The organism is Nocardioides sp. Soil777, from assembly GCF_001428425.1.
Classification (GTDB): Bacteria; Actinomycetota; Actinomycetes; order Propionibacteriales; family Nocardioidaceae; genus Nocardioides; species Nocardioides terrigena.
The window spans coordinates 452,154-476,450 of the sequence record NZ_LMSN01000015.1 but is presented as its reverse complement, the minus strand read 5'-3'; the positions used below and the strand labels follow the sequence as shown (position 1 = coordinate 476,450).

The window sequence follows — 24,297 nt, the reverse complement described above, 5'->3', positions numbered from 1 at the left end:
CCCAGAACCGGCGATCGAACTCACGTGGATGCTTCGGACGACCCATGACAACAACTCCTCAAACAGTGAGGTGTTGCATCACTTCCTAGAACCCGCCGTCGTCCCAGGGGTCCGTTCGTCACGGACTACCCCGGGAGGGTGGCGCTCACCGCGGGGGCGGGAGCGCGTCGGTCGACTCGAGCTGCCCCATCCCGGTGAGCATGAGCAGGTCGGCGACCACCGCCCGGAGCTGCGCGAGCACCACCTCGACCGAGAGCGCGTCGCTGCGCTCGACCTGCGCGGTGGCCATGCCGACGGCGAGCAGCGCGGGCTGGGCCGCGACGGCCATCCGGTCGGCCTGCAGCTCGTCGGCCACGAGGTCGACGGCCGCGGCCAGCTCGCGGGTGACCATCGGGTACGACGACGGGAAGGCCCGCTGCTTGTACGCCGACACGGCGACGTGGCGCACGAGCACCCGCGTGCTGCGCAACGACCGGTCGAGCGGGTCCACCAGCTCGACCATGCGTCTCAGCCCACCCTTGTGACGCACCCGGAAGGGGCTCGAGGCCACCACGTCCAGGCCCTCGTCGGCCGCCGAGCGGAGCTCCTGGATGAGGTAGTCGGTCTGGCGCGCGTCGGCGAGCACCTCGAGCGCGTGGTCGACCTCCCCGTCGACCATCACGTCGGCCGCCGCGCGCAGCAGTGCGGCGACCTTGCGCAGCACCTCGGAGGCCTGCTCCCGCGGCCGGCGCAACGGGGCTGCGGGCACCACGGTCGCGGCGACCAGGGCGACGCAACCACCGATGAGGGCGTCGGTCCAGCGCGTGAAGGCGGCACCCGGGTCCGCGATGAGGGTGGTGATGACGATCGACTGCACGGCGGCCTGGGTCACCAGCAGCTGACCGCCGTCGAGCAGGAAGGCCAGCGACATGGCCAGGGCCACCACCAGCGACACCTGCCACCAGCCGGACCCGAGCCAGAAGACCAGCAGGTCGCCGAGCAGCACCCCGACCGCGACCCCGATGGTCACCTCGGCGACCCGTCGCAGGCGCTGCCCGTACGACGTGCCGAGGCTGACGACCGCGGCGATCGGCGCGAAGAACGGGGTCTGGTGACCGAGGAGGTCGGCGGCGATGAACCACGCGATGCCGGCGGCGAGGGCGCACTGGGCGATGGCGAACGACTTCGAGCGCAGCCGGGCCGCCCGGACTCGCAGCGACGTACGACCGCGGCTCCACATCCGGTCGAGCGGCCCGTCGGCGGGTGCGGCCATCATCCGGCCATCCTCGCACCGTCCCACGCCGGAGCCGGGCCGGAACCCGCCCGCGGACACGGGACGCCCCGCGCTTGTGAAGGTCGGCACAACGCGCGAGGATCGCCCCCACCCCAGGAGGTGACGAGTGGTCAACCCCATCGACCCGACGTCGGCGGCGTTCCTCTACGCCGAGAGCCGCACCCAGCCGATGCACGTCGGCGGGCTGCAGCTCTTCGAGAAGCCCGAGGGGGCGGGGCGCGACTACGCCCGGCAGATGTACGCCCAGGTGAGCGCCACCGAGGAGATCGCGCCGCTGTTCCTCAAGCGGCCGCACCGCTCGCTCGGCACCGCCGGCCAGCTGGTGTGGGTCGAGGACGAGCACTTCGACATCGAGCACCACGTCCGGCACAGCGCGCTCCCTCGGCCCGGTCGGGTGCGCGAGCTCCTCGACCTCTCCTCGCGACTGCACAGCCAGCGGCTCGCCTGGGAGCGGCCCCTGTGGGAGGCGCACGTCGTGGAGGGGCTGCGCGACGGCCGGGTCGCGATGTACACCAAGACCCACCACGCGCTCGTCGACGGCGTCTCGGCGATGCGGCTGCTGGCCAGCGTGCTCTCCACCGACCCCGACCGGCGCAACATGCCGGCCCCCTGGGCGGCCCGACCGGCCAGCGCCAAGGCGCAGCGCACCCACGACGACGCCGAGTCGTCGCTGGCGCAGCTGCCGATGACCGCGCTGCGTACGGCGTTCGGCATCTCCGCCGAGGCGGCCGGGATGCCCTCGGCGCTCCTCAAGACGATCACCCGCGGCGTCCGCAACGAGACGTCGGCCGTCTCGCTCTACGCGCCGCGGACGATGTTCAACCAGAGCATCACCGGGTCCCGCCGCTTCGCCGCGCAGGACTGGCCGATCGAGCGGATGCGGGCCATCGGTGCCGCGACGGGCAGCACCATCAACGACGTGGTGCTGGCCATGTGCAGCGGCGCCCTGCGGGCCTACCTGCTCGACCACGACGCGCTGCCCGACACCGGGCTGGTGGCGATGGTGCCGGTGGGGCTCAACGCCAAGCAGTCGCAGGTGGCCTCGGCCGACGGCGGCAACGCGGTCGGCTCGGTCATGGTCCAGCTGGCCACCGATCTCGCCGACCCGGCGGCCCGGCTGGTCGCGATCCACCGGTCGATGCGCGACGGCAAGCAGGCACTGTCGTCGATGACCCCCACGCAGATCCTGGCCATGAGCGCGATCGGCATGGCGCCGTCGATCCTCACGCCGATGCTGCGGATGCAGGGCGTCGTCCGACCGCCCTTCAACGTCATCATCAGCAACGTGCCGGGGCCCCGCACCACCCACTACTTCAACGGCGCCCGGTTGGTCGGTACCTACCCGTTGTCGATCCCGATCAACGGGATGGCCCTCAACATCACGTGCACGTCGTACGACGGCAAGATGGGCTTCGGCCTCACCGGCTGCCGGCGGACGGTCCCGCACCTGCAGCGGCTGCTCGGGCACCTCGACGACGAGCTCACGGCGCTGGAGAGTGCGGCGGGAGCTCGCTGAAGCCGCCCCCGAGACGGGCGTCGACGGCCGTGAGCCGGGCCCGGGTGATCGCCGCGACGGTCGGCAGGCCGGCCAGGTCGGCGTTGGACCCGGGTCGCGTGGGCTCGGGCCAGTTGATGCTCAGGCAGTGCCGGGTGCCGCCGTCCTCGGCGTTGGCCAGCGCGACCGCGTGACCCGTGGTGCCGCTCCCCGCGAAGGGATCGACCACGGTGACGTCAGACGGCATGGTGCCGAGGATCCGGCGCACCAGGCCGGTCGGCTTGGGTGACTCGAACACGTGGCCCACGAGGTCCTTGAGCTCGGCGACCGCGGTGTCGGTCGAGCCGATCTCCTCGCTGGGCCAGATGGTGCGCAGCTTCTTGCGGCGTCCGCCGTCGCGGTGCAGCCAGTCCCGCTGGAAGACGTCGACCCGCTCGCCCAGCTTGCCCTGGATGGTCCGGCACACCAGGTCGTCGGGACGCTCGTCGACCAGCGGGGCCGACCAGCGCCACACGGCCGGGCGGCCGTCGCCGAAGACGGGCAGCACCTCGACGGCCCCGTCGAAGGCCGCGCTCGCCACCCGCCCGCTGACCGGGTCGCCGTACAGCGGGAAGTGCAGGGTGCGTGCGGTGATCGGGTTGAACTTCTTGTTGGTGTTGCGCAGCGGCAGGTGGCGGAAGCGCCGCCCGTCCGGCGCGGTCAGCGGGAAGTCGCCCTCGTCGACGTGCTCGGCGCTGCTCGCGTCGACGGCGCACCGGCGCGGGTCGCGGGCATACACCAGGACGTACTCGTGGCTGGTGGCGAAGCCGTTCCCCAGCTGGCGCCCCTTGGGGTTGAGGTTGACCACCACCTGGGCGAGGAAGCACTGCTCCCCGAAGACCTCGTCGAGCAGCAGCCTCAGCCGGGCCGCCTCGTTGTCGTCGATGCTGATGAAGAGCGCCCCGCGGTCGGAGAGGACGTCGCGGACCGCCTCCAGCCGAGGTCGCATCATCTCCACCCACGCCCCGTGCCGGCCCGCCCGGGCGCCGTCGGCGGCGCGGAAGCGGTCGGCGTACGCGAAGTCGTTGCCCGTGTTGTAGGGCGGGTCGGTGTAGACGAGGTCGACGCTGCCCGGGGCCAGCGACCGCAGCACGTCGAGGTTGTCCCCCTCGACGAAGGTGTTGCACGGGCGGCCGGTCACGTCGGCACCCTACGAGTCCGCAGCGCCTCGCGGCGTGACCTGCCGCGACCCGGGCAGTTGTCAGGTCATGAGGAAGCTCGCCGCACTCGCGCTCGCCGTCCCCCTGCTCGCCGCCTCGCCCGCCGCGACCAGCCCGTCGTACGCCGCGCCGGCAGCCGCGCCGACGGCCGCCACGTCCGCCGCCACGTCCGCCGCACCGTCGGCCGCGGCCGGCGTGAAGGTCGTCGAGGACTGCGTCACGTCGGTCCCCGATCCGGGCTCGAGCACGCCGGTGCAGATCTGCTACTCGCTCTTCAAGCCGGCCGGAGCCTCACGCCAGCGCCCGGTGCCGATGATCTGGCACAGCCATGGCTGGGGCGGCTCGCGGACGAAGGACCCGGCGGCGTTCGCGACGTTCCTCGACAGCAGGTACGGCGTGCTGTCCTTCGACCAGCGCGGCTTCGGCGAGTCCGGGGGTCACGCCTACGTCGAGAACCCGGACGTCGAGGGCAAGGACGTGGCCCGGCTCATCCGCCTGATGAGCCGCCTGCCGTGGGTCCGGCAGGACGGGCCGGGCGACCCGCGGCTCGGTGCCATCGGCGGGTCGTACGGCGGCGGCTACCAGTTCCTCGCGGCGTTCACGAGCCTGGAGCGTCGGGGCGTGCCGGTGCTCGACGCGATGGCACCGGAGATCACGTGGCACGACCTCAACGAGAGCCTGGCGCCCGAGGGCGTCGTCCGCACCGAGTGGGCCCTGGCCCTGTCGGCCGCCTCGGTGCCGACCGACGCCCTGCCGCCGCGGGTCTACAAGGCACTGGTCGAGGGCGCCGCGACGGGCACCTGGCCCGACGGGTCGATCCCGGGGACCGAGGACATGCCGGAGTTCTTCGGCCGCAACGGCCCGGCCTTCCATGTCGCCCAGGGGCGCCGGCTCGACATCCCGGTGCTCCTCGGCCAGGGCACGACCGACAGCCTCTTCCCCCTCCAGCAGGGCCTGGCCAACTGGCGGTCGGCGATCACCCGCCGGGCCCGCCGCGACAGCATCTTCGTGGCCTACAACGGTGGTCACGTGCTGCCCGGGGTGTTGCCCCGCGGGATCTCGGTGACCTCCGACCCGTGCTCGGAGCGGCTCGCGGGCGGCGACTTCGAGGCGCTGAGCAAGCGGTTCTTCGACGAGCAGCTCAAGGGGCGTCGTACCGGGCTGGGCGGCTACGGCCGGCTCCACCTCGCCACCCCGGCCTCGATGTGCACGACCGTCCGCTCCCCCGCCCCGACCGCCACGCTGCCCGTCGGGACGGTGACCAGCCCCACGGCCGCGGGCGCGCCGCTGGCCTACGAGATCGCGCCCGGCCCGCTGCGGCTCGCCGGCACCCCGCACCTGACCGGGACCGTGACCGCGCTCGGAGTCCGCAACCGTGCGTTCTACGGCCTGGCCGTGGGCACCAGCCCGGCCGACGCGACGCTGGTGCAGAACAACGTGCTGCCCCTCGACGAGCCCTCCCCCGTGGTGGGCCAGCCGCGCCGGATCGCATTGCCCTCCGTGGCGGTCGACGTGCCGGCCGGGCAGCGGCTCTACCTGCTCGTCTCGGCGCTCAGCGACACCTTCGTGGGGATGAGCAGCCGTACGCCGGGACTGGTCACGATCGAGGACACTCGAGCACACCTGCCCCTCCTGTCACCCTGATCCCTTTACTGTGGAGCGCGTGCCTGCCTCGAACCGACTGACCGCGGCCGCCACGGCCGGTGCCCTCACGTGCGCGCTCGTCGTGGCTGCCACGCCGACCAGCGCCGACCCCGGGTCCGGCCCGGCGGCCGGCTCCCAGCCCCGGTCCGACGACCGTGCCGGTGACGGGACGGGCCTCACGCGCGCCCAGCGCCGCGCCCTGGCCGACCCCGGCCGCGTGCAGCGGACGCCCGGCCAGACCTCCGACGGCGTGCCCGGCGACATCGCCGAGCCGTGGCCGGCCGGACGACGCGGCAAGGCCACCGTGACCACCGACGTCACCTACGACATCGCCCCCGGCATCCAGATCCGCGAGTGGGACCAGGTCGACGCGCGGGGACCGATCCGCGCCAACCTGCTCACCGTGGACCTCAACGCCGCCAACATCTCCGTCGACCACCTCGGCCCCAAGTACGTCGTCCGCCGCAAGACGGTGAGCCAGCTCGGCGCGAGGGACGGGGCCATCGGCGCCGTCAACGGTGACTTCTTCGACATCTCCGACACCGGCGTCGCCCTCGGGCCCGCCGTCGACCGCGAGCGCGGCATCATCAACGGCCCGGCGACGGGCTGGATCCCGGAGAACGCCTCCTTCTACCTCGACTCCACCGGCTACCACGTCGGCGCCATGGTGACGAAGACCAAGCTGCGCCAGCGCCCGCGCTGGCCGGTCTCCGGCCTCAACGCCGCGACCGTCGCGGACAACACCCTCGGCCTCTACACCTCCGACTGGGGCTGGACCAAGGGCTACTCGGTCACCGACGGCGACAAGGACACCCGTGAGGTGGTCATCGTCAACGGTCGGATCAAGTCCAACACGAAGGTGCTGTCCAAGGGCCGCAAGGTCAGGGGCCAGGTGCTCGTCGGCCGCGGCTCGGCGGCCAAGCTGCTCAAGCAGCTCAAGGTCGGGCGCAAGGCGACCTTCAAGTACAAGACCAAGCCCGGCGCCACCATGGCCGTCTCCGGGGATCGTTCGATCCTCCTCGACGGCGTCCGGACCGTCATCAACGACCGGCTGATGCACCCCCGCACGGCCGTGGGCATCGACGCCGACGGACGCAAGCTGCTCTTCCTCGTCATCGACGGCCGGTCCGCCTCCAGCCGGGGCTACACGATGGTCGAGCTGGCCAACATGATGATCGCCCTCGGCGCGGAGAATGCCCTCAACCTCGACGGCGGCGGGTCCTCCACGCTCTACTCCCGCAAGGTGACCGGCGAGATGGGTGTCATCAACGAGCCGTCCGACGGCAGCGAGCGCAAGGTGGCCAACGGGCTCGGCATCTTCTACGACGGGGTGTTCCCGCCGATCGCGCCGCCCGTCACCCCGCCGCCGGTTCCCGCCCCGGCCCCCACCCCGCCGCCGACGACGCCGGTCCCCTGATCGTCGGCCAATCCTCGTGACGGTCGGCTGCTCCCGGGTGACGATCGGCTGATCGTGCCGGCGCGGGTCCCGCCCCCGGCGGGGGTCGGGTCAGGGGGTCTCGACCAGGAAGAGGGCGACCGAGGTCATCGCGACCATGCACTGCACCCCGACCTTGGGCACGATGCCCGTCACCTCGTAGCCGTCGAAGGTCTGGGCGAGCTCGATGCCGGTCGGCTCGTCACAGCCCACGGCCACCACCGCGCCCATCAGGGTCTGCCCCGCCGGTACGTCGATCCCCCGCACGGCGTCCCGCACCTGCGGGCCGAGGTCGGCGCCGAAGCCGGAGACGAAGTCGTCCAGCGCCGCCCGGTCCTCCAGCGGCACGGGTCGCGGGCTGACCTCACCATCGGCGTTGGAGACGCTGATGATGCGCGTCGTCGTCGTGGTGGCGGTTTCGCCGGCCACGAGCACGGCGCCACCGCCGGTCGACGTGGCCCCCTCACCGCCGGTCGCGCTGGCGGAGTCGCCGGGCTCGGGCGCCGACTCCTCGCTCGTCGGGGCGCTCGACGTGGGCTCGGTCGCGCTGTCGGCACCGCCCCCGTCGGACTGGCCGCAGGCCGAGAGGGTGACGGTGGCGAGGGTGGCCGCCAGGACGATCCGGACCGGTGCGCTGCGCATCATGTGCCTCATGGTGACTGGGACGATAGCGACGCCCCGGCCGTTCCCGACGCGAGCGCGCCCGTGCGCCGCCAGAGCCCCGCCCAGCGCCCCACCCCCTCGGGCCGGCGCCCCGCCATCGCTACGACCGGGCCCTGCCCGACCCACGGCCGGCGCCTAGGCTCGCCCTCATGCCTCGCTTCACCCGCGCCGAGCTCGAGTCCTTCCGCGGCGCGGAGGTGCCCGACCTGCTCGGCCCCGGGCTCCGGTTGCTGTTCGTGGGGATCAATCCGGGACTGTGGACCGCTGCGACGAGCACGCACTTCGCGCACCCGGTCAACCGCTTCTACCCGGCCCTCCTCGAGGCGGGCGTCATCGATCGCCGCATCGACCCCGCCGCCGGGATGACCGAGGAGGACCGGGACTACCTGCGGGCGCGGGGCATCGGCATCACCAACCTCGTGCGTCGAGCCACCGCCCGGGCCGACGAGCTCACCCGCGAGGAGCTGCGCGAGGGGGCCACGGCCCTGACCGGGTTGGTCGAGGCCCAGCACCCCCGGGTCGTCGCCGTCGCCGGGATCACGGCCTACCGGCAGGCCTTCGCGCTGCCGCGGGCCGTGGTCGGGGAGCAGCCCGAGCCCCTGGCGGGAGCACGGCTGTGGGTGGTGCCCAACCCCAGCGGCCTCAACGCGCACCACACCGTGGCCACGCTGGCCGAGGCGTACGCCGAGCCGGCTCGCGCCGCGGGGGTGCTCGGCTGATCCGCGGCGGGCCGCTCATCCCGACCACGGCTCCTCGTCGCGGCGTCCACCGCCGCCGGGGTCGTCCAGCTCGCCCTCGAACACATCGGCACGGTCGACGATGAGCACCGCCCGGCGGCGTCCCGGCCCGGGCACCTCGACGGCCCCGGACAGCTCGTGGGACGCATCGAGGAACTCCGCGAGCAGGAACCGCAGCCACGCCCCTGCCGCGGCGACACCGGTCCTCCCGACCAGGTGGAGGCAGCACCCCTCTGCGCACGGGACCCAGGGACAGGGCCCCACGGGCTGCCCGGGCCAGATCCGTGCCATCCGCCGGGGCATCGCCCGCGCCCGGCCGCGGTGGTCGTGCACCGGGTGCCGGCCGAAGCCCGCGAGGAACACCACGTCGTCCGGTGGCAGGACCGGCGCCACGAGCAGGCGCTCGCGGCGGGGCGCCGTGGGGTGGCCGCGGAGGTCGCCGGGGTGGTCGCCGGGGTGGTCGCTGGGATGGTCAGTGGAGAGATCTTGGGGGCGATCAGCCATGGGGACTCCTCGGGGTGGGTGGTCGCCGGCAGCGTGCCCCCGCGCCCCGGTGGCCCAACCGCGGAGATCGGCATCTGTGGAAGGTCACGCCCCAGACGCTCGCGAGGACCACCGACAACGTCGGCCGGGCGGCGTACGGCTGTGGAGGGCGGCACGCCCTCGTCGTCCTGTGGACGCAAACCGGCCCGGCGAACGCCGTCGAGCGCCACCCTGTGGGTCGCGCGTGCACGCCCGGGCGGGACAGGGCAGGCTGGGCGCGTGGCCCCGCCCGAAGACCAGACCGACCAGCCGCTCGACGACCAACCGGTCCGCGAGGCGGTGCGGGAGTACGCCGCCCTCCAGCCCGGCCTGGTGCCCATCACCGCGCGCTTCGTGGAGCTGACCCGGACCCTGCTCGACGACGCGGGTATCAACTACCTGAGCGTCGACGGCCGCACCAAGAGCGTCGCGTCCTTCGCCGCCAAGGCCGCGCGCACCGTCGAGGGCCGGCTGCTCTACCCGGACCCGCTGCGCCAGATCACCGACCAGGTCGGCGTCCGCGTCATCACCTACGTCCACGCCGACGTGGCCGCCGTCGCCGGCCTGCTCGACGACGAGCTCAGCATGCTCGACGACCGCGACCTCGGCCTGGAGACCGCGCGCGAGGGCCGCTTCGGCTACGCCAGCCGGCACCTGCTCGTGACGCCGGACGCCCCCGCCCCCGCGTCGTACGACGACCTCGCCGGACACCGCGCCAGCATCCAGGTGCGCACGGTCCTGCAGCACGCGTGGGCCGAGTTCGAGCACGACATCCGCTACAAGGGCACGGTCCCGGCCGAGCACGCCCTCGACCTCGACCGCCGCTTCACCCTCGCCGCCGGGCTGCTCGAGCTCGCCGACCAGGAGTTCTCCGCGATCCGCGAGCGACTCCAGGCCGCCGCGCCGCACCAGCCGCACGAGGAGGACCCGAGCGACCCGCGGATCAGCGGGCAGGAGCTCGCGACGTTCCTGGCCGGGCAGTACGCCGACGCGGGCTGGTCGCACACCGACCACTACGGCTGGATCGCCGGGCTGCTGCTCGAGCTCGGTGTCACCTCGCTCGACGAGCTGTCCGCGCTGCTGACGTCGGTCGACCCCGACGCCATCATCCGGCGGATGGGCTACCGCTACCCCGCCGGCGCCGTGCGTCGCCTCGACGACGCGCTGCTCGCGATCTTCGGGCGCCAGTACGTCGACCTCACCGGCAATGCACACCGGGTGCCCCTGCTCACCGCGCGGCTCGAAAAGCTCAGCACGCCCGGCACCTGACCGGCCCTCAAATAGGGTGAGGCCATGCGCCTGCCGAGCTGGACCACGTACACCCCGATCCTGGCGGCGGTGATGCTGGTGCTGACCTGGGGGCGCTACCCCGGGCCGGTCGTCCTGGTCCTGGTCGCCGTCCTGCTCATGGGTGCCGTGGTCAGCGCCGTCCACCACGCCGAGGTGGTGGCGCACAAGGTCGGCGAACCCTTCGGGTCGCTGCTGCTCGCGGTGGCGGTCACGATCATCGAGGTCGGCCTGATCGTCACCTTGATGGTGACGAGCAAGGGCGACACCTCGGGGCTCGCGCGCGACACCGTCTTCGCCGCGGTGATGATCACCATCAACGGGATCATGGGCCTGTCCCTGCTGGTGAGTGCGCGCCGGCACCGGATGGCCGTCTTCAACCCCGAGGGCACCGCGTCCGCGCTGACCACCGTGATCATCCTGGCCACGATCTGCCTGGTGCTGCCGACCTTCACCACCTCCGAGAGCGGACCGGAGTACTCCGGCACCCAGCTGGCCTTCGTGGCCGTCGCGTCGCTGGTGCTCTACGGCATGTTCGTGGTGACGCAGACCGGGGAGTACCGCGACTTCTTCCTCCCGGTCGGTCGCGACGGCGTCACGCTCGACCAGGACGGCGACGGCCACGCCGACCCGCCGTCCCGGCGTACGACCCTCACCAGCCTGGCCCTGCTCGTCGTGTCCCTCGTCTCCGTGGTGGGCCTGGCCAAGGTCGAGTCCCCCTCGATCGAGGACGCGGTCGACGCCGTCGGCTTCCCCAACGCAGTCGTCGGCGTGGTGATCGCCCTGCTGGTGCTGGCCCCCGAGTCGATCGCCGCCGTGCGAGCCGCTGCGCGCGAGCGGGTGCAGGTCAGCCTCAACCTCGCGCTCGGCTCGGCGATGGCGTCGATCGGCCTCACCATCCCGGCCATCGCGATCGCCTCGATCTGGCTCGACGGACCGCTGGCGCTCGGCCTCGACAGCGTCCAGATCGTGATGCTCTTCATGACCGTGATCGTCAGCATCCTTACGGTGCTGCCCGGTCGCTCCAAGCCACTGCAGGGCGGCGTGCACCTCGTGCTGCTCGCGGCGTTCGTGTTCCTGACGATCGCTCCCTGACGCGTCGTACGACGTCCGCGGGCGGTGCCGGCGCGTGCCTGCGCGGCGTACGGGTGAGGACGCCCCCGGCAACTGGCGGCGCCCGACACCCTGGCCCGTCGTCGACGTGTCGGCGCCCGCCAGTCTCGCCAGCACCCTGTCGGCGCCCGCCAGTCTTGTCAGCACTCTGTCGGCGCCCGCCAGCTCGGCCGGGCCCCATGTCAGCGCCGGCCACTCCGACCGGCCACCAAGTCGGTGCTCCGCAACTGGCGGCGCGCGACAACCCGGCCCGTCGTCGACACGTCGGCGCCCGCCAGTCCTACCGACCACCCCGTCGGCCCCGGCAACTGGCGGCGCGCGACAACCCGGACCGTCGTCGACATGTCGGCGCCCGCCAGTTGAACGCCACCCTGTCGGTGCGAGGGATGTGGCTCACTCACCGCCCCGTGGCCCGCACGACAGAGCGGGACCTACTGCGAGAACGCCGCGTCGAACGAGGCTGTGGGCGGCTCGAAGTCGAAACCCCGGAGGAACTCCAGCGCCTCGGGGGCGCCGCGGAGCCGGTCCATCCCGGCGTCCTCCCACTCCACGGAGATCGGGCCGTCGTAGCCGATCGACCGAAGCGCGCGGAAGCAGTCCTCCCACGGCACGTCACCGCGGCCGGCGGACACGAAGTCCCAGCCGCGGTGCTGGTCGCCCCACGGCAGGTGGGAGGACAGCACGCCGTTGCGCCCGCCGCCGAGCCGCATCCGGGTGTCCTTGCAGTCCACGTGGTAGATCCGGTCGGCGAAGTCGGTGATGAAGGCGACCGGGTCGAGGTCCTGCCACATCATGTGGCTCGGGTCCCAGTTGAGCCCGAACGCGGGCCGGTGGCCGATCGCCTCGAGGGTGCGCACGGTCGACCAGTAGTCGTAGGCGATCTCGGACGGGTGCACCTCGTGGGCGAACCGCACGCCGCACTCGTCGAAGACGTCGAGGATGGGGTTCCAGCGGTCAGCGAAGTCCTGGTAGCCCGCCTCGATCCGCGCGGCGGGCACGGGCGGGAACATCGCGACGTACTGCCAGATGGCGGAGCCGGTGAAGCCCACGACGGTCTTGACGCCGAGCTTCTGCGCGAGCCGCGCGGTGTGCTGCATCTCCTCGGCCGCCCGGGTGCGCACGCCCTCGGGCGAGCCGTCGCCCCAGACGCGGGCCCCCACGATCGCCTCGTGGCGGAAGTCGATCGGGTCGTCGCAGACGGCCTGGCCGGTGAGGTGGTTGGAGATGGCCCACAGCCCGAGGCCGTGCCGCTCGAGGATCTCGAGCCTGCCGGCGACGTAGTCCTCGTCGTCCCAGCGCCACGCGTCGAGGTGCTCACCGGACACGGCGATCTCGAGCCCGTCGTAGCCCCAGCCGGCCGCCAGACCGGCGACCTCCTCGAGCGTCAGGTCGGCCCACTGGCCGGTGAAGAGGGTGTAGGGACGGGTCATGAGTGCTGCTCCAGGGTGACGGCCGGCGGCGCGGTGGGAGCCGGGACGTGGGGTACGACGGGGGGCGTGGCGCCGGCGGCGGGCGCGACGTCGACGCACGTGCCCGACTGTGCCGCACTGCTCTCGATCGCCGCCAGCACCCGCTGCACGCGAGCACCCTCGGCGAACGACGGCGACGGCGCCCGCCCCTCGGAGATGCAGGTGAGCAGGTCGGCGGCCTGGTTGACGAACGTGTGGTCCCAGCCGAGCACGTGGCCCGGCGGCCACCAGGCGCCGACGTAGGGGTGGTCGGACTCGGTCACCAGGATGCGGGTGCCCCCGACGCCGGTGTCGACGACCAGCTCGTTGAGCGACTCGAGCTCGAAGCGCAGGGATCCCTCGGAGCCGTAGACCTCGAGCGCGAGACCGTTCTTGCGCCCGTGCGCCATCCGGCTCACCTCGACGCTGGCCACCGCGCCACCCGACATCCCGAGCGTGGCCCACGCCGCGTCGTCGACGGTGACGTCCTCGGGACCGGACTCGCCGGGCCGGGAGGTGACGAAGGTGCGCAGGTGCCCGCTCGCCCAGGAGACGGTGTCACCGAGCAGGAACTGCACCTGGTCGACGACGTGCGAGCCCAGGTCGCCCAGGGCGCCGGAGCCGGCCTCCTCCTTGCGGAGGCGCCAGGCCATCGGGGCGTCCGCGTCGACCAGCCAGTCCTGGAGGTACGCCGCGCGCACCTCGCGCACCTCGCCGAGGCGGCCGGCGGCGATGAGCTCGCGGGCCAGGGCCAGCGCCGGCACCCGGCGGTAGTTGAAGCCCACCATCGACAGCACACCGTGCCCGGCGGCGGCCTCGGCGGCCGCGACGAGCACCTCGGACTCGGCCACCGTGTTGGCCAGCGGCTTCTCGAGGAGCACGTGCTTGCCGGCGGCCAGCGCGGCCTCGGCGATCTCCGCGTGCAGGTGGCCGGGGGTGCAGATGTCGACGACGTGGATGTCGTCGCGCTCGAGCACGGCCCGCCAGTCGGTGGCCGACTCCTGCCAGCCGTAGCGCTGCGCGGCCTCGTCGACCCGGCGCGGGTCACGCCCGACGAGCACGCGCTGCACGGCACGGGGGGCGTCGGGGTAGAAGGCGCCGACGTTGCGCCACGCGTTGGAGTGGGCCTTGCCCATGAAGGAGTAGCCGACGCAGGCCACCCCCACGGTCGTATCGTGAGCTGTGCGGGTCACGGTGCTCCCCCATCGTGGGCGGCCGACGCGAGGAGTCCGCGGAGGAACGCGAGTCCGTCGCGGGCCAGGTCGTCCTGGGTGGCGGCCAGCGGGCGCCAGATCGACGCGGCGGTCGCGATCGAGGCGTTGTCGGCGGTGAAGCTCTCGATGTTGAGCGGGCCGGCGTAGCCCACGTCGTCCAGCGCCTTCACCAGCGCCGGCCAGTCGGTCTGGTCGCCGCCCGGGGCGCCGCGGTCGCTGCCGCAGACCTGGACGTGCGCGAGGTGCTCGCCGGCCGCGCGGATCGCGTCGGCGCTGGAGCGCTCCTCGATGTTGAGGTGGTAGCTGTCGAGCGCCAGCCCGAGGGCCGGCCCGAGGAGTCCGTCGAGGCCGGTGAGGGCCTGGTCGACGGTGTTGACCAGCGAGGTCTCGTAGCGGTTGAGCGGCTCGATGCCGATCACCACGCCGCGCTCGCCGGCGTGGTCGACGACCGGGGCGAGACCGGCGCGCCACTCGGCGTACGCCTGCTCCCGCTCCTCGGTGCCGAGCCGCCAGACGCGGCCGGTGCTGGCGTAGAAGGGGCCGCAGACGGCCGCCGCGCCGATGCCGGCGGCGAGGTCGATGCAGGCCCGGAGGTAGTCCTGGGTGGCCGCGACGGTGGTCTCGTCGGCGGCCACGAGGTCGCGGCCCGGGGCCATCGCCCCCACGACGTACGGCGCGAGGCCGGTGCGCTCGAGGGCGGCGCCGAGGACGTCGATGGAGAGGTCCCCCACGCTCTCCAGGGGCAGCTCGACGGCGTCGAAGCCGAGGTCGGCGACGTGGTCGAGCACGGGGTCGAGGGTGGCATCGGTCAGGGGCGATGCCCAGACCCATGTGTTGATGCCGATGGGGCGCACGGAGACGTCCTCCCAGGTGAGGGTGCAGTGCGGTGCACTGCCGGTGTGGTGGGGCCGGCCGGCCACGACGTGGGGTTCGTGGCCGGCCGGCCTGGAGATGGGATCAGCTCGGGTCAGGCCGGGTCAGCGGTCCTGCCAGGCCTCGGGGAAGCCGGGAAGGTCCTCGCCACCGAACTTGGCGTAGTGACCGTCGGGCATGCCGTCGTTGGCCTCGAGGTACTCGGCACGCTCGTCCTCGGTGATCGGCGTCTGCGGCAGGACCCACTCCTTCGGGATCTCCTCCCCGGCGAAGATCTTCTCCAGCGCCAGGAGCGGGGTGCGCCACTGGAAGTTGGAGTAGACGGGCGCCAGGCCGGTCATCCCGGTGTCCTCCCACTTGCGCAGGAAGCTCATCTCGTCCTCACCCGTCATGACGGGGTAGTCGACGCCGGCGTCCTCGAACGCCTCGATGGCCGCGACGGCACCGTCACCGGCGTCCATCCACACACCGGCGACCTCGCCCTGGTTGAGCGCGTCGGTGATGATCTTCTTGATCTCGGTCGGGTCGGCGCCGGTGAAGAAGTCCTCGGCCTCGATGCCGTTCTCCTCGAAGATCTTCTCGGCTGCGGCCCAGCGGGTCTCGAGCACGTCGACGCCGGGCAGGATGCGCAGCGCGACGACCTTGTCGCCCTCCTCGAGGTTCTCGGAGAGGAACTCGGCGGTGTCGATGCCCCACGCGTAGCCACCGATCGGGTGGATGAACGAGGTGGCGCAGTCGGTCTCGACGCCACGGTCGAAGACCACGACCGGCTTGCCGGTCTCGCAGGCCCGCTCGACGCCCGGCGTCATCGCCGCCGTGGAGTTGGGCGAGATGATGAAGGCGTCGCAGTTGCCCTCGGAGATGAAGTAGTCGATGTCGGCGAGCTGGGTGTTGTCGTCGTCCTGCGCGTCACGGACCTCCATGTCGGAGATGACGCCCTTGTCCTGCAGCGCCTCGAGCTGCTGGGTCATGGTGATGAAGCCGGTCTGGCGCCACGGGTTGCTGACCGACGCGTTGGCGAAGCAGACCTTCTTGGCACCGTCGGACTTGAACTCCGAGGTGTCGGTCATCTCGCCGTCGATGTACTGCAGCCACGGCTCGGCCTCGTCGCCCTCGAAGGTCGCCGAGCGCTGCGCGTCCTGCTCGTCGAAGTCGGCCTGGACGAACCACTCGCCCTCGTCGCCCGACGCCTCCTCGGACTCGCTCGTGGACTCGGTGGCCGTCGAGTCGGCGGGCTCCTCGACGTCGGTGCTGCAGCCAGCCAGCACCGCCAGCACTGCGGCGGACGCGAGCGTCCCCCTGATGGTCCTGCGCATCAGTTTTCTCCTGTGGTTGCGCCCGTTGAGGGCTGGTTGGGTGAAGGTGTTGCGATGTGTGTTGCTCGGGATGGATCGGTGGGGGTCGTACGCCGCGGGCGGCGGCCGACCTGCCAGGCACGCGCCGAGACGGCGACGGCGGCGATGATGATCAGCCCCTGGACCGTGTCCCTCCACGTGGAGGGGACCCCGAGAGAGGTCAGCAGGGTGAAGAGGAGCTCGAGGGCGAAGGCGCCCGCCGCGGCGGAGAGGACCCAGCCCCGACCGCCGCCCAGCACGACACCGCCGAGGACGACCGCGGTGATCGCGGTGAACTCGTAGCCGGCACCCACCGAGGGGTGCACCCCGGCGTACCCGACGAGCAGGATGCCGGCGACGGTGGCCGAGAGCGATGAGAGCACGAACGCCCGGGTCTTGTAGGACCACAGCGGGGCGCCGGAGTAGTGAGTGGCCTCCGGGTTGTCGCCCGCGGCGATGAGGGTGCGGCCGAAGGGCCGGCGCATCAGCCAGACCGACAGGGCCCCGACGACGACCAGGATGATCAGCGGGTAGGGGATCACGTCGACGACGGGCACGTCCTCGATGCCGCCGCGACCGATGTCGCGGAACGCGTCGACCGGGTTGCCGCTGGCCGCGCCGCCGGTGATGTACCGGACCAGGCCCGACAGGGCGAGCATCATGCCCAGGGTCACGATGAAGCTCGGCACCTTGAGCAACGTGGTGACGAGGCCGTTGATGATCCCGATCAGGGCGCCCACGGCCAGCATCAGCAGGAGGCCGGGGATGATGCGGCCCTCGTCCTGGCCGATGAAGTTGCCGGCGAGCACCACCTGCGCGGCGATCACCGCACCCATCGAGAGGTCGAACTCACCGCTGACGATGACGTAGTACTGCCCCATGGCCGCGATGGCGATCGGCGCGGTGCGACCGGCGAAGCGGATCAGCGCACCGGGGTCGGTGAAGTTGGGGTTGGACACCATGATCGACACGAGCAGCACGCCGACCAGCACGAAGACGGCTCCGCCCGGGGTGGCGAGCCCGGCGGCGATCCGGCTGCCGAGGCTGCCCTGGTGGAGGGGGAGCTCGGGACGGGCCTGGGTCTCGGTCGTGGTGATCGAGGGGGTGGCGGTGCTCATCGTGCCTCCTGCAGGGCGGCGTCGAGTCCGGTGGGGCGTTCGAAGCGGGGTGGGCGCGTGTCGAGCTCGCGGCGGGCGTAGACCGCCACCGCGACCACGATCACGACCCCGCGGACGACGTCGCGCAGGAACGGGTTGACCTGCATGACGCCCATGACGTTGTCGATCACGGCGAAGATCGCGACCCCGGCGAGGGTGCCGGTGATGTTGCCCTTGCCGCCGGCCAGCAGCGTGCCGCCGAGCACCACCGCGGCGATCGACATCAGGTCGTAGCCACCCTGGGAGCCGATGGTCGGGTTGCCGACGCTGAGCCGGGCGAGCAGGAGCAGGCCGGCCACCGCGGACAGCGCCGAGCAGATGACGTGGGCGGCAATGACCGGCACGGAGGTGCGCAGGCCGGAGAGGCGGGCCACCTCGGCGTTGCCGCCGACGGCGTACAGGTGGTGGCCGAGGCGGGTGCGGCGCAGCATCAGGATCGCGAGGCCCGCGCAGCCCAGCATGATCAGGGTGGAGACCGGCACGGGGCCGATCCGGGTGGCGTCCAGCAGCCGGAAGTCGAGCGGCGCGCTGCCGTGGCTGCCCTTGTAGTCGCTGGCGAGGTAGCCGGAGATGATCAGCCCGGTGCCGAGGGTGGCGATGAAGCCGTGCACCTTGAGGAAGGTGACGATCAGGCCGTTGACCAGGCCGACCGCCATCGCGAGGGCCAGGGTCACCACCACGGCGGGCACGATGTTGCCCGGGTCGCCGGCCATGATCCCGGCGCCGACGACGCTGGACAGGCTGACCACGAAGGGCACCGACAGGTCGAGCGAGCCGCCGAGGACGACCAGCGTCTGCCCGATGGCGATGAAGCCCAGGATGCTGGTGGTGGTCAGGATGTTGTCGATGTTGCCGACGCTGAAGAAGTTGCGGCCGTTGACGGCGGTGAGGACCGCGCCGGCGACGATGGCGACCAGCAGGACGCCGTACACGATCGTGGTCGACGTGACGGAGCTGAGACGGTTCTTCACAGCGAGACCTCTCGCTCGGGCTGCCCTGGATCGGACGCGGGGTCGGACACGGGGTCGGACGATTCACCGGGCACGACGCCGGTGGCCGTGGACAGGACCTGCTCCTCGGTGGCCCCGCGCGGGAGCTCACCGGCGATCCGGCCGTCCTTCATGACGAGGATCCGGTCGGACATGCCGATCACCTCGGGCAGCTCGCTGGACACCATGAGCACCGCGACGCCCTCGGCGGCCAGGCTGCGCATCACCTCGTAGATCGCGTGCTTGGCGCCGACGTCGATGCCGCGGGTCGGCTCGTCCATGAGCACGACGCCGGGGTGGGCGGAGAGCCAACGGGCCAGGACGACCTTCTGCTGGTTGCCGCCCGACAGGAACTGCGCCTCCTGCGACAGCGACCGGGCCGAGACGGCCAGGGTCGAGAGCGTGGAGGGTACGGCGGAGCGCGCGGCGCCGGTGCGCGACGGGAAGACCGCGCGGACCACGCCCAGGGCGTTGTCGAGGATCGACTGGTGCAGCGCGAGACCGGTGGCCTTGCGGTCCTCGGTGATGAGCGCCAGGCCGCGGCGGACGGCCTGTCGGGGCGTGCGCACCGTCACCGTCGAGCCGTCCACGCGGAGCTCGCCGCGCGTGAAGGGGGTGACGCCGAAGATCCCCTCGAGGACCTCGGTGCGACCGGAGCCCTGGAGCCCGGCGACGCCGACGATCTCGCCGCCGCGCAGGGTCAGGTCGATGCCGTCGACGTAGCCGTTGCCGGCGTCGCGCAGCTCGAGCCGCGGCTCCCCCACCGTGGTGCCCTCGAGGGCGTCTGGGAAGAACGACGACATGGAGCGGCCGACCATGAGCCGCACCAGCGCGGCCTCGTCGAGGTCGGCGGCCGGCCGGGTGTCGACCTGCTCGCCGTCCTTGAGCACCGTGATGGTGTCGCAGAGGTCGAAGATCTCCTTGAGCCGGTGGGAGACGTAGATGATCGCGACGCCGCGGTCGGTGAGGCGGCGGATGATCGTGTAGAGCAGCTCGACCTCGTGGTCGGCGAGCGCCGCGGTGGGCTCGTCCATCTGGATGATGCGGGCGTCGAAGCTCACCGCCTTGGCGATCTCGACGACCTGCTGCTCGGCGACGGAGAGGGAGCGGACCCGGCGGGTGGCCTTGAGACCGGTGATGCCGAGGCCGGTGAGGAGCTCCTCGGTGTCCTGGTTCATCGCCCGGGTGTCGACGAGGCCGCGGCGGCGGGGCTCGCGACCGAGCCAGATGTTCTCGGCGACCGAGCGCTCGGGCAGGAGGTTGAACTCCTGGAACACCGTGGAGAGTCCGGCCTGCTGGGCCTGGACCGGGTGGCTGAAGGACACGGGCTCGCCGGCGATCTCGACCGAACCCTCGTCGGCCTGGTGCACGCCGGCGAGGATCTTCATCAGGGTCGACTTGCCGGCGCCGTTCTCGCCCACCAGCCCGAGCACCTGGCCCGGGAGCAGCTGGAGGTCGGCACCGTGGAGCACGCGGTTGCCCACGAAGCTCTTGGTGAGCCCGCGCACGGTGAGCACGGGACCGGGGTCCGGGGTGCTGGCGGGGGTGTCGAAGCTGTCCACGGGCAGCACTGTGGCACGCCTCACACACTTTTGTCGAGGACCTAACAAAAGTTGCTACCTAGACGTGACAAGTGGGAAGTGGTCTACTGACCGCCATGCGCACCGGTGACGTCTTCGAGCTGTTGCGGGACGGCCGTCCGTGGACCCGTTCCGAGCTCGCCGAGACCACCGGACTGGCCCGCTCGACGGTGGCGGCGCGCATCGACACGCTGATGCGGCTGGGCCTCATCGCCCCCTTCGGCGGGGGCCAGTCCACCGGCGGCCGGCCGCCCGCGCTCTTCGCCCTCAACCCCGCCGCGCGGGTCGTCGTGGGCGTCGACATCGGCGCCACGCACGCCCGGGCCGTGCTCAGCGACCTCTCCGGTGCGCTGCTCGCCGAGATCTCCGCGCAGATCGACATCGTCGAGGGCCCCGAGGCCGTGCTCGGCTGGGTGGTCACGACGATCCGCGCACTGCTGCGCCGCGCGACGCGACGCCTCGACGACCTGGCCGCGATCGGCATCGGCCTGCCCGGTCCCGTCGAGCACTCCACGGGCCGCCCGATCAACCCGCCGATCATGCCCGGCTGGGACCGGTACGACGTCCCGGGCTTCCTCCAGAAGCACTTCGCCGTCCCCGTGCTCATCGACAACGACGTCAACATCATGGCCCTCGGCGAGCGGCAGACGCACCTGTCCGACGTCGACGACCTGGTCCTCGTCAAGGTCGCGACCGGGATCGGCGGCGGCATCGTCTCGGGCGGCCGCCTCCAGCGCGGCGCCCAGGGCACCGCCGGCGACCTCGGCCACGTCCACGTCGCCGGACACGACGACGTGCGCTGCCGCTGCGGCAACCTCGGCTGCCTCGAGGCCGTCGCCGCCGGTCCGGCCCTGGCAGGCATCCTCACCTCGCGCGGGGTGCCCGCGACCACCGGCCAGGACGTCGTCGACCTGGTGCGGGCGGGCGACCCCGACGCCATCGACGTGGTCCGCCAGGCCGGTCGCGACATCGGCGGCGTCGTCGCCACCATGGTCAACGTCATCAACCCCTCGGTGGTGGTCATCGGCGGTCAGCTCTCCGCGGCGGGCGAGCACCTGCTGGCCGGCATCCGCGAGGTCGTCTACCAGCGCTCGCTGCCGCTGGCGACCGAGCACCTGGCGATCCAGACGAGCCGCGCGGGCGCCGAGGCGGGCGTCCTCGGAGCGGCCGCGATGGCCATCGAGCACGTCCTCTCCCCCGAGGCGGTCGAGGCCGCGGCCACCGCGCTGACGGGCGTATAGGCCGCAGGGGCGATACTCGAGGGGTGACCGAGCAGCAGCCGCGCCGCGCGCGGCACCTCATCGACCCGAATGCTCCCCGCCAGACCCGCGACCAGCGCGAGTCGGAGGAGAAGTCCCTCAGCCGCGTCCAGCGCTGGGTGATGTCGGCGCTCGCGGTCACCACGATCTTCCACCTCCAGATCGGCCTGATCGTCGCCGCGCTCTACCTCGACGACCCGAGCCCCGGTGCCGAGGTCGGCCTGTGCCTCATCGCCGGCGCCTTCGGCGTCATCTCGGTCGCCCTGGCCTTCCTCATCCACGGGCGGCGGCCGTTCACCCCCTGGCTGGTCGTCGGGCTCGTCCCGGCGGTGGTCGGCATCTGGCTGGTCACCCGCTGAGCGGCTCGCACCGCCCCGCGCACGGCCCGGTGCTCCCCGGCCTGCTGATCACCGCGCTCCTGCTCGGCGGCGTGGTGCTCCTGCACCCCGCCGACGAGGTGGCGCGGGTGCGCGAGCTCTTCGGGCTCGGCGACGACCGGCTGCGCGAGATCCCGGAGTACGCCGTGGGCGAGGGGTCGTTCGCGTTCGCCGAGACGCAGCCCGGCAGCGACGACCCGGTGGGCTACAGCCCGTGCCGACCCATCCCCTACGTCGTCAACCCCGACGGCGCGCCCGAGGAGTGGGAGCCGCTCATCCACGACGCCGTCGAGGCCACCAGCCGCGCCAGCGGGCTGGAGTTCTCCTACGAGGGCGAGACCGACGCCCGCCCCGCGTCGTACGACGAGGGCTTCCTCGCCAACGACCCGCCGCCCGTCCTCGTCGCGTGGGCGACCCCGGAGGAGGTGCCCGCGCTGAAGGGCGACGTCATCGGGCTGGGCGGCAGCGCGGCGTACGAGCCACGACCCGGGCTGCGGCAGTACGCCACCGGCGTTCTCACGCTCGACCGCGACCAGTTCGACGTCCGGGACTGGATCCCGGGCGCGCGCGAGCCCCTCGAGGCGGTCGTGCTCCACGAGCTCGGGCACCTCGTCGGGCTCGGCCACGTGGAGGACCAGGGCGAGCTGATGCACCCGGCCAACAGCCGCACCTCCTACGGCCCCGGCGACCTCGAGGGGCTGGCCCGGCTCGGCGACACCCCCTGCCGCTGAGGGGTCCTGGCGTTCGGGCGGCTTCATGGCTGCGCCCGTGCGCGACCATCGACGGCCTAGCCTTCGAGACATGTCGTACGACGCCCTCGGCACCCGCGCCCACCCGACCCTCGGCCTCGACACCTTCGGTGACGTGCCGCTCGACGAGGAGGGCCGGCCCGGCGACGGCGCCGAGGTCATCCGCCAGGTGGTGGCCGAGGGGGTGCTGGCCGACCGGGTCGGTGTCGACTATCTCGGCCTCGGGGAGCACCACCGCGCCGACTACGCCATCTCGGCCCCCGACGTGGTGCTGGCCGCGATCGCCGGACAGACCGACCGGATCCGGCTCGGTACCGGCGTGACGGTGCTCAGCTCCGACGACCCGATCCGTGTCTATCAGCGCTTCGCCACCCTGGACGCGATCGCGCCGGGGCGGGCCGAGGTCCAGCTGGGCCGCGGGTCGTTCATCGAGTCCTTCGGCCTCTTCGGGCTGTCGCTCGACGACTACGACCGGCTCTTCGCGGAGAAGCTCGACCTCTTCTCGGCGCTCCAGTCCGAGCAGCCGGTCACGTGGGAGGGCACGATCCGACCGCCGCTCCAGGGCAAGCAGGTCTACCCGACGACCGCGGCCGGCAGGCTCCCCGCGTGGATCGCCGTCGGCGGCACCCCCGAGTCGGTGGTCCGGGCGGCGCACTACGGCATGCCGCTGGTGCTGGCCGTGATCGGCGGGTCGCCGCGCGGGTTCGTGCAGTTCGCCGACCTCTACCGCCGGGCCCTGGCCGAGTACGGCCACGAGGAGCTGCCGATCGGCATGCACTCCCCCGGCCACGTGGCCGCCACCGACGAGCTGGCACGCGAGCAGCTCTACCCGCACCAGGCCGACCTCTACACGCGACTCGGCCGTGAGCGCGGCTGGGCGCCCTACTCGCGGATCGCGTTCGAGCAGGCAGCAAGCCCGGAGGGGGCGATGTTCGTCGGCTCCCCCGAGACGGTGGCCCGCAAGATCGCGTGGTCCATCACCACGCTGGGGCTCTCCCGCTTCCAGCTCAAGTACTCCGTCGGGGCGCTGCCGCACGACCAGCGCCTGGAGTCGGTGCGCCTGTACGGCGAGGAGGTCATCCCGCGCGTGCGGGAGCTGCTCGCCGTACAGGCGCACTGAGCCGGTGGGACCGGATCAGGACTTCTTCTTGGTCCCGAACCAGGTGGTGTAGAGCTTGTCGTAGCCGCCGTCGGCCTCGAGGTCGGCGAGGACCTGGTTGACGACGCGCAGCAGGTCGACGTTGCCGTCCTTCTTGACCGCCATGCCGTACTGCTCACCGGTGTCGAACTCCGCGGCGATCTCGAAGGAGGGGTACTCCTTGATCGCAGAGCCGGCGACGGTGTTGTCGTAGACGCCGGCGTCCACGGTGCCGCCGTTGAGGGCGCTGGACATCTCGCCGATGTCGTCGAAGGGGACGACCTGGGCGTTGCGCGGCGCGTTGTCGGTGACGTAGAGCTCACCGGTGGTGCCGGCCTGGACGGCGATACGACCGCCCCGCAGGTCGTCGAGGTTGCTGATGCCGCTGTTGCCGGTGACGACGAGCGCCTGCGCCGCGTTGAAGAAGGGGCTCGAGAAGTCGAGCACGCGGGCCCGGTCACCGGTGATGGTGAGGCCGGCCGCCGCGAGGTCGCATGCGTTCTCGTTGAGCAGCTGCCCGGACTGGACGGCGTCGAAGTCCTCGTTCTTGAAGTCCGGCTCGACGCCGAGCTCCTCGGCCACGGCCTTGGCCAGGTCGATCTCGAAGCCCACCGTCTCGCCGTTGCGCTCGAACTCGAACGGCTCGTAGGGCAGCGACGTGCACACCGTCAGGTAGCCCGCGCGGATGACCTGCGGGTCCGGGTCGGTGCTGGCCGCCGTGCTGGTGCCGCCACACCCCGCGGCGGTCAGGACCACCGCGAGGAGGGCGATGCCGGACGCCGTACGGCGGGCGCGAGTCGTGGTCGACATG

22 protein-coding genes are annotated in these 24,297 nt (G+C 72.4%); 10 read left to right on the top strand and 12 right to left on the bottom strand.

The genetic code is table 11. The annotated features are described in order from the left end of the window. Nucleotides 1-145: 145 nt before the first annotated feature. The gene (locus ASG88_RS12975; protein ID WP_235534835.1) at nucleotides 146-1,255 is read right to left on the bottom strand and encodes an FUSC family protein; all 1,110 of its coding nucleotides are present in this window, start codon (nucleotides 1,253-1,255) and stop codon (nucleotides 146-148) included. Nucleotides 1,256-1,379: 124 nt separating this feature from the next. On the opposite strand from ASG88_RS12975, the gene ASG88_RS12970 reads away from it, so the two are divergent. Beyond that, nucleotides 1,380-2,789: a WS/DGAT/MGAT family O-acyltransferase gene (locus ASG88_RS12970; protein ID WP_056887816.1), complete on the top strand. Its 1,410-nt coding sequence runs from the start codon at nucleotides 1,380-1,382 to the stop codon at nucleotides 2,787-2,789. On the opposite strand, the gene ASG88_RS12965 is transcribed toward ASG88_RS12970, so the two are convergent. Beyond that, entirely contained in the window at nucleotides 2,755-3,948 is a 1,194-nt protein-coding gene (locus ASG88_RS12965) for a site-specific DNA-methyltransferase (RefSeq protein WP_056887815.1), read from the bottom strand. The two genes, ASG88_RS12970 and ASG88_RS12965, sit on opposite strands and share 35 nt — an antisense overlap. Nucleotides 3,949-4,015: 67 nt before the next feature. Between ASG88_RS12965 and ASG88_RS12960 the strand changes: the two genes are divergently transcribed. Then, nucleotides 4,016-5,611 (top strand): alpha/beta hydrolase family protein, encoded by a 1,596-nt coding sequence (locus tag ASG88_RS12960; RefSeq protein ID WP_082600362.1) that lies wholly within the window; start codon nucleotides 4,016-4,018, stop codon nucleotides 5,609-5,611. A gap of 19 nt (nucleotides 5,612-5,630) precedes the next feature. Beyond that, nucleotides 5,631-7,028, top strand: a complete 1,398-nt coding sequence (locus tag ASG88_RS12955; RefSeq protein WP_056887814.1) for a phosphodiester glycosidase family protein — start codon at nucleotides 5,631-5,633, stop codon at nucleotides 7,026-7,028. 90 nt (nucleotides 7,029-7,118) lie between these two features. Here ASG88_RS12955 and ASG88_RS12950 read toward each other — a convergent pair whose 3' ends face one another. Beyond that, entirely contained in the window at nucleotides 7,119-7,691 is a 573-nt protein-coding gene (locus ASG88_RS12950) for a hypothetical protein (RefSeq protein WP_056887813.1), read from the bottom strand. A 167-nt stretch (nucleotides 7,692-7,858) separates the two neighbouring features. On the opposite strand from ASG88_RS12950, the gene ASG88_RS12945 reads away from it, so the two are divergent. Beyond that, on the top strand, nucleotides 7,859-8,428 hold the full coding sequence (locus ASG88_RS12945; RefSeq protein ID WP_056887812.1) for a mismatch-specific DNA-glycosylase: 570 nt from the start codon (nucleotides 7,859-7,861) through the stop codon (nucleotides 8,426-8,428). A 15-nt stretch (nucleotides 8,429-8,443) separates the two neighbouring features. Here the strand turns inward: ASG88_RS12945 and ASG88_RS12940 are convergent, their stop codons facing one another. Next, nucleotides 8,444-8,950 carry a hypothetical protein gene (locus tag ASG88_RS12940; RefSeq protein WP_056887811.1) on the bottom strand — a complete coding sequence of 169 codons (507 nt, stop codon included), beginning with the start codon at nucleotides 8,948-8,950 and terminating at the stop codon, nucleotides 8,444-8,446. 258 nt (nucleotides 8,951-9,208) lie between these two features. On the opposite strand from ASG88_RS12940, the gene ASG88_RS12935 reads away from it, so the two are divergent. Then, nucleotides 9,209-10,237: a GTP pyrophosphokinase family protein gene (locus tag ASG88_RS12935; protein ID WP_056887810.1), complete on the top strand. Its 1,029-nt coding sequence runs from the start codon at nucleotides 9,209-9,211 to the stop codon at nucleotides 10,235-10,237. 24 nt (nucleotides 10,238-10,261) lie between these two features. Further along, nucleotides 10,262-11,350, top strand: coding sequence for a calcium:proton antiporter (locus ASG88_RS12930; protein WP_056887809.1), 1,089 nt, complete (start codon nucleotides 10,262-10,264; stop codon nucleotides 11,348-11,350). A 449-nt stretch (nucleotides 11,351-11,799) separates the two neighbouring features. Here ASG88_RS12930 and ASG88_RS12925 read toward each other — a convergent pair whose 3' ends face one another. The 7 genes from ASG88_RS12925 to ASG88_RS12895 all read right to left on the bottom strand — a co-directional run bounded on the left by ASG88_RS12925 (nucleotide 11,800) and on the right by ASG88_RS12895 (nucleotide 19,945). Further along, nucleotides 11,800-12,798: a sugar phosphate isomerase/epimerase family protein gene (locus ASG88_RS12925; protein WP_056887808.1), complete on the bottom strand. Its 999-nt coding sequence runs from the start codon at nucleotides 12,796-12,798 to the stop codon at nucleotides 11,800-11,802. Beyond that, the gene (locus ASG88_RS23535; protein ID WP_056887807.1) at nucleotides 12,795-14,009 is read right to left on the bottom strand and encodes a Gfo/Idh/MocA family protein; all 1,215 of its coding nucleotides are present in this window, start codon (nucleotides 14,007-14,009) and stop codon (nucleotides 12,795-12,797) included. Before ASG88_RS23535 ends, ASG88_RS12925 begins: the two co-directional genes overlap by 4 nt. Beyond that, nucleotides 14,006-14,884 carry a sugar phosphate isomerase/epimerase family protein gene (locus tag ASG88_RS23530; protein WP_056887878.1) on the bottom strand — a complete coding sequence of 293 codons (879 nt, stop codon included), beginning with the start codon at nucleotides 14,882-14,884 and terminating at the stop codon, nucleotides 14,006-14,008. Before ASG88_RS23530 ends, ASG88_RS23535 begins: the two co-directional genes overlap by 4 nt. A gap of 123 nt (nucleotides 14,885-15,007) precedes the next feature. Next, nucleotides 15,008-16,219 (bottom strand): substrate-binding domain-containing protein, encoded by a 1,212-nt coding sequence (locus ASG88_RS12910; protein ID WP_056887806.1) that lies wholly within the window; start codon nucleotides 16,217-16,219, stop codon nucleotides 15,008-15,010. Continuing rightward, entirely contained in the window at nucleotides 16,219-17,355 is a 1,137-nt protein-coding gene (locus ASG88_RS12905; RefSeq protein ID WP_056887805.1) for an ABC transporter permease, read from the bottom strand. The genes ASG88_RS12910 and ASG88_RS12905 overlap by 1 nt, the downstream gene beginning before the upstream one ends. Continuing rightward, nucleotides 17,352-18,365 carry an ABC transporter permease gene (locus tag ASG88_RS12900; RefSeq protein ID WP_056887804.1) on the bottom strand — a complete coding sequence of 338 codons (1,014 nt, stop codon included), beginning with the start codon at nucleotides 18,363-18,365 and terminating at the stop codon, nucleotides 17,352-17,354. The genes ASG88_RS12905 and ASG88_RS12900 overlap by 4 nt, the downstream gene beginning before the upstream one ends. Then, entirely contained in the window at nucleotides 18,362-19,945 is a 1,584-nt protein-coding gene (locus ASG88_RS12895; RefSeq protein ID WP_056887803.1) for a sugar ABC transporter ATP-binding protein, read from the bottom strand. The genes ASG88_RS12900 and ASG88_RS12895 overlap by 4 nt, the downstream gene beginning before the upstream one ends. A 95-nt stretch (nucleotides 19,946-20,040) precedes the next feature. Here ASG88_RS12895 and ASG88_RS12890 point away from each other — a divergent pair, with 95 nt between their 5' ends. The 4 genes from ASG88_RS12890 (at nucleotide 20,041) to ASG88_RS12875 (ending at nucleotide 23,468) form a co-directional block, all read left to right on the top strand. Beyond that, nucleotides 20,041-21,204: an ROK family transcriptional regulator gene (locus ASG88_RS12890; protein WP_056887802.1), complete on the top strand. Its 1,164-nt coding sequence runs from the start codon at nucleotides 20,041-20,043 to the stop codon at nucleotides 21,202-21,204. Between the two features lie 23 nt (nucleotides 21,205-21,227). Beyond that, the gene (locus ASG88_RS12885; protein WP_056887801.1) at nucleotides 21,228-21,581 is read left to right on the top strand and encodes a hypothetical protein; all 354 of its coding nucleotides are present in this window, start codon (nucleotides 21,228-21,230) and stop codon (nucleotides 21,579-21,581) included. Nucleotides 21,582-21,610: 29 nt separating this feature from the next. Continuing rightward, nucleotides 21,611-22,330, top strand: coding sequence for a matrixin family metalloprotease (locus tag ASG88_RS12880; RefSeq protein ID WP_056887800.1), 720 nt, complete (start codon nucleotides 21,611-21,613; stop codon nucleotides 22,328-22,330). Between the two features lie 70 nt (nucleotides 22,331-22,400). Continuing rightward, nucleotides 22,401-23,468 (top strand): LLM class flavin-dependent oxidoreductase, encoded by a 1,068-nt coding sequence (locus ASG88_RS12875; RefSeq protein WP_056887799.1) that lies wholly within the window; start codon nucleotides 22,401-22,403, stop codon nucleotides 23,466-23,468. Nucleotides 23,469-23,483: 15 nt separating this feature from the next. On the opposite strand, the gene ASG88_RS12870 is transcribed toward ASG88_RS12875, so the two are convergent. Next, entirely contained in the window at nucleotides 23,484-24,296 is an 813-nt protein-coding gene (locus ASG88_RS12870; protein WP_056887798.1) for an ABC transporter substrate-binding protein, read from the bottom strand. Nucleotide 24,297 lies beyond the last annotated feature (1 nt).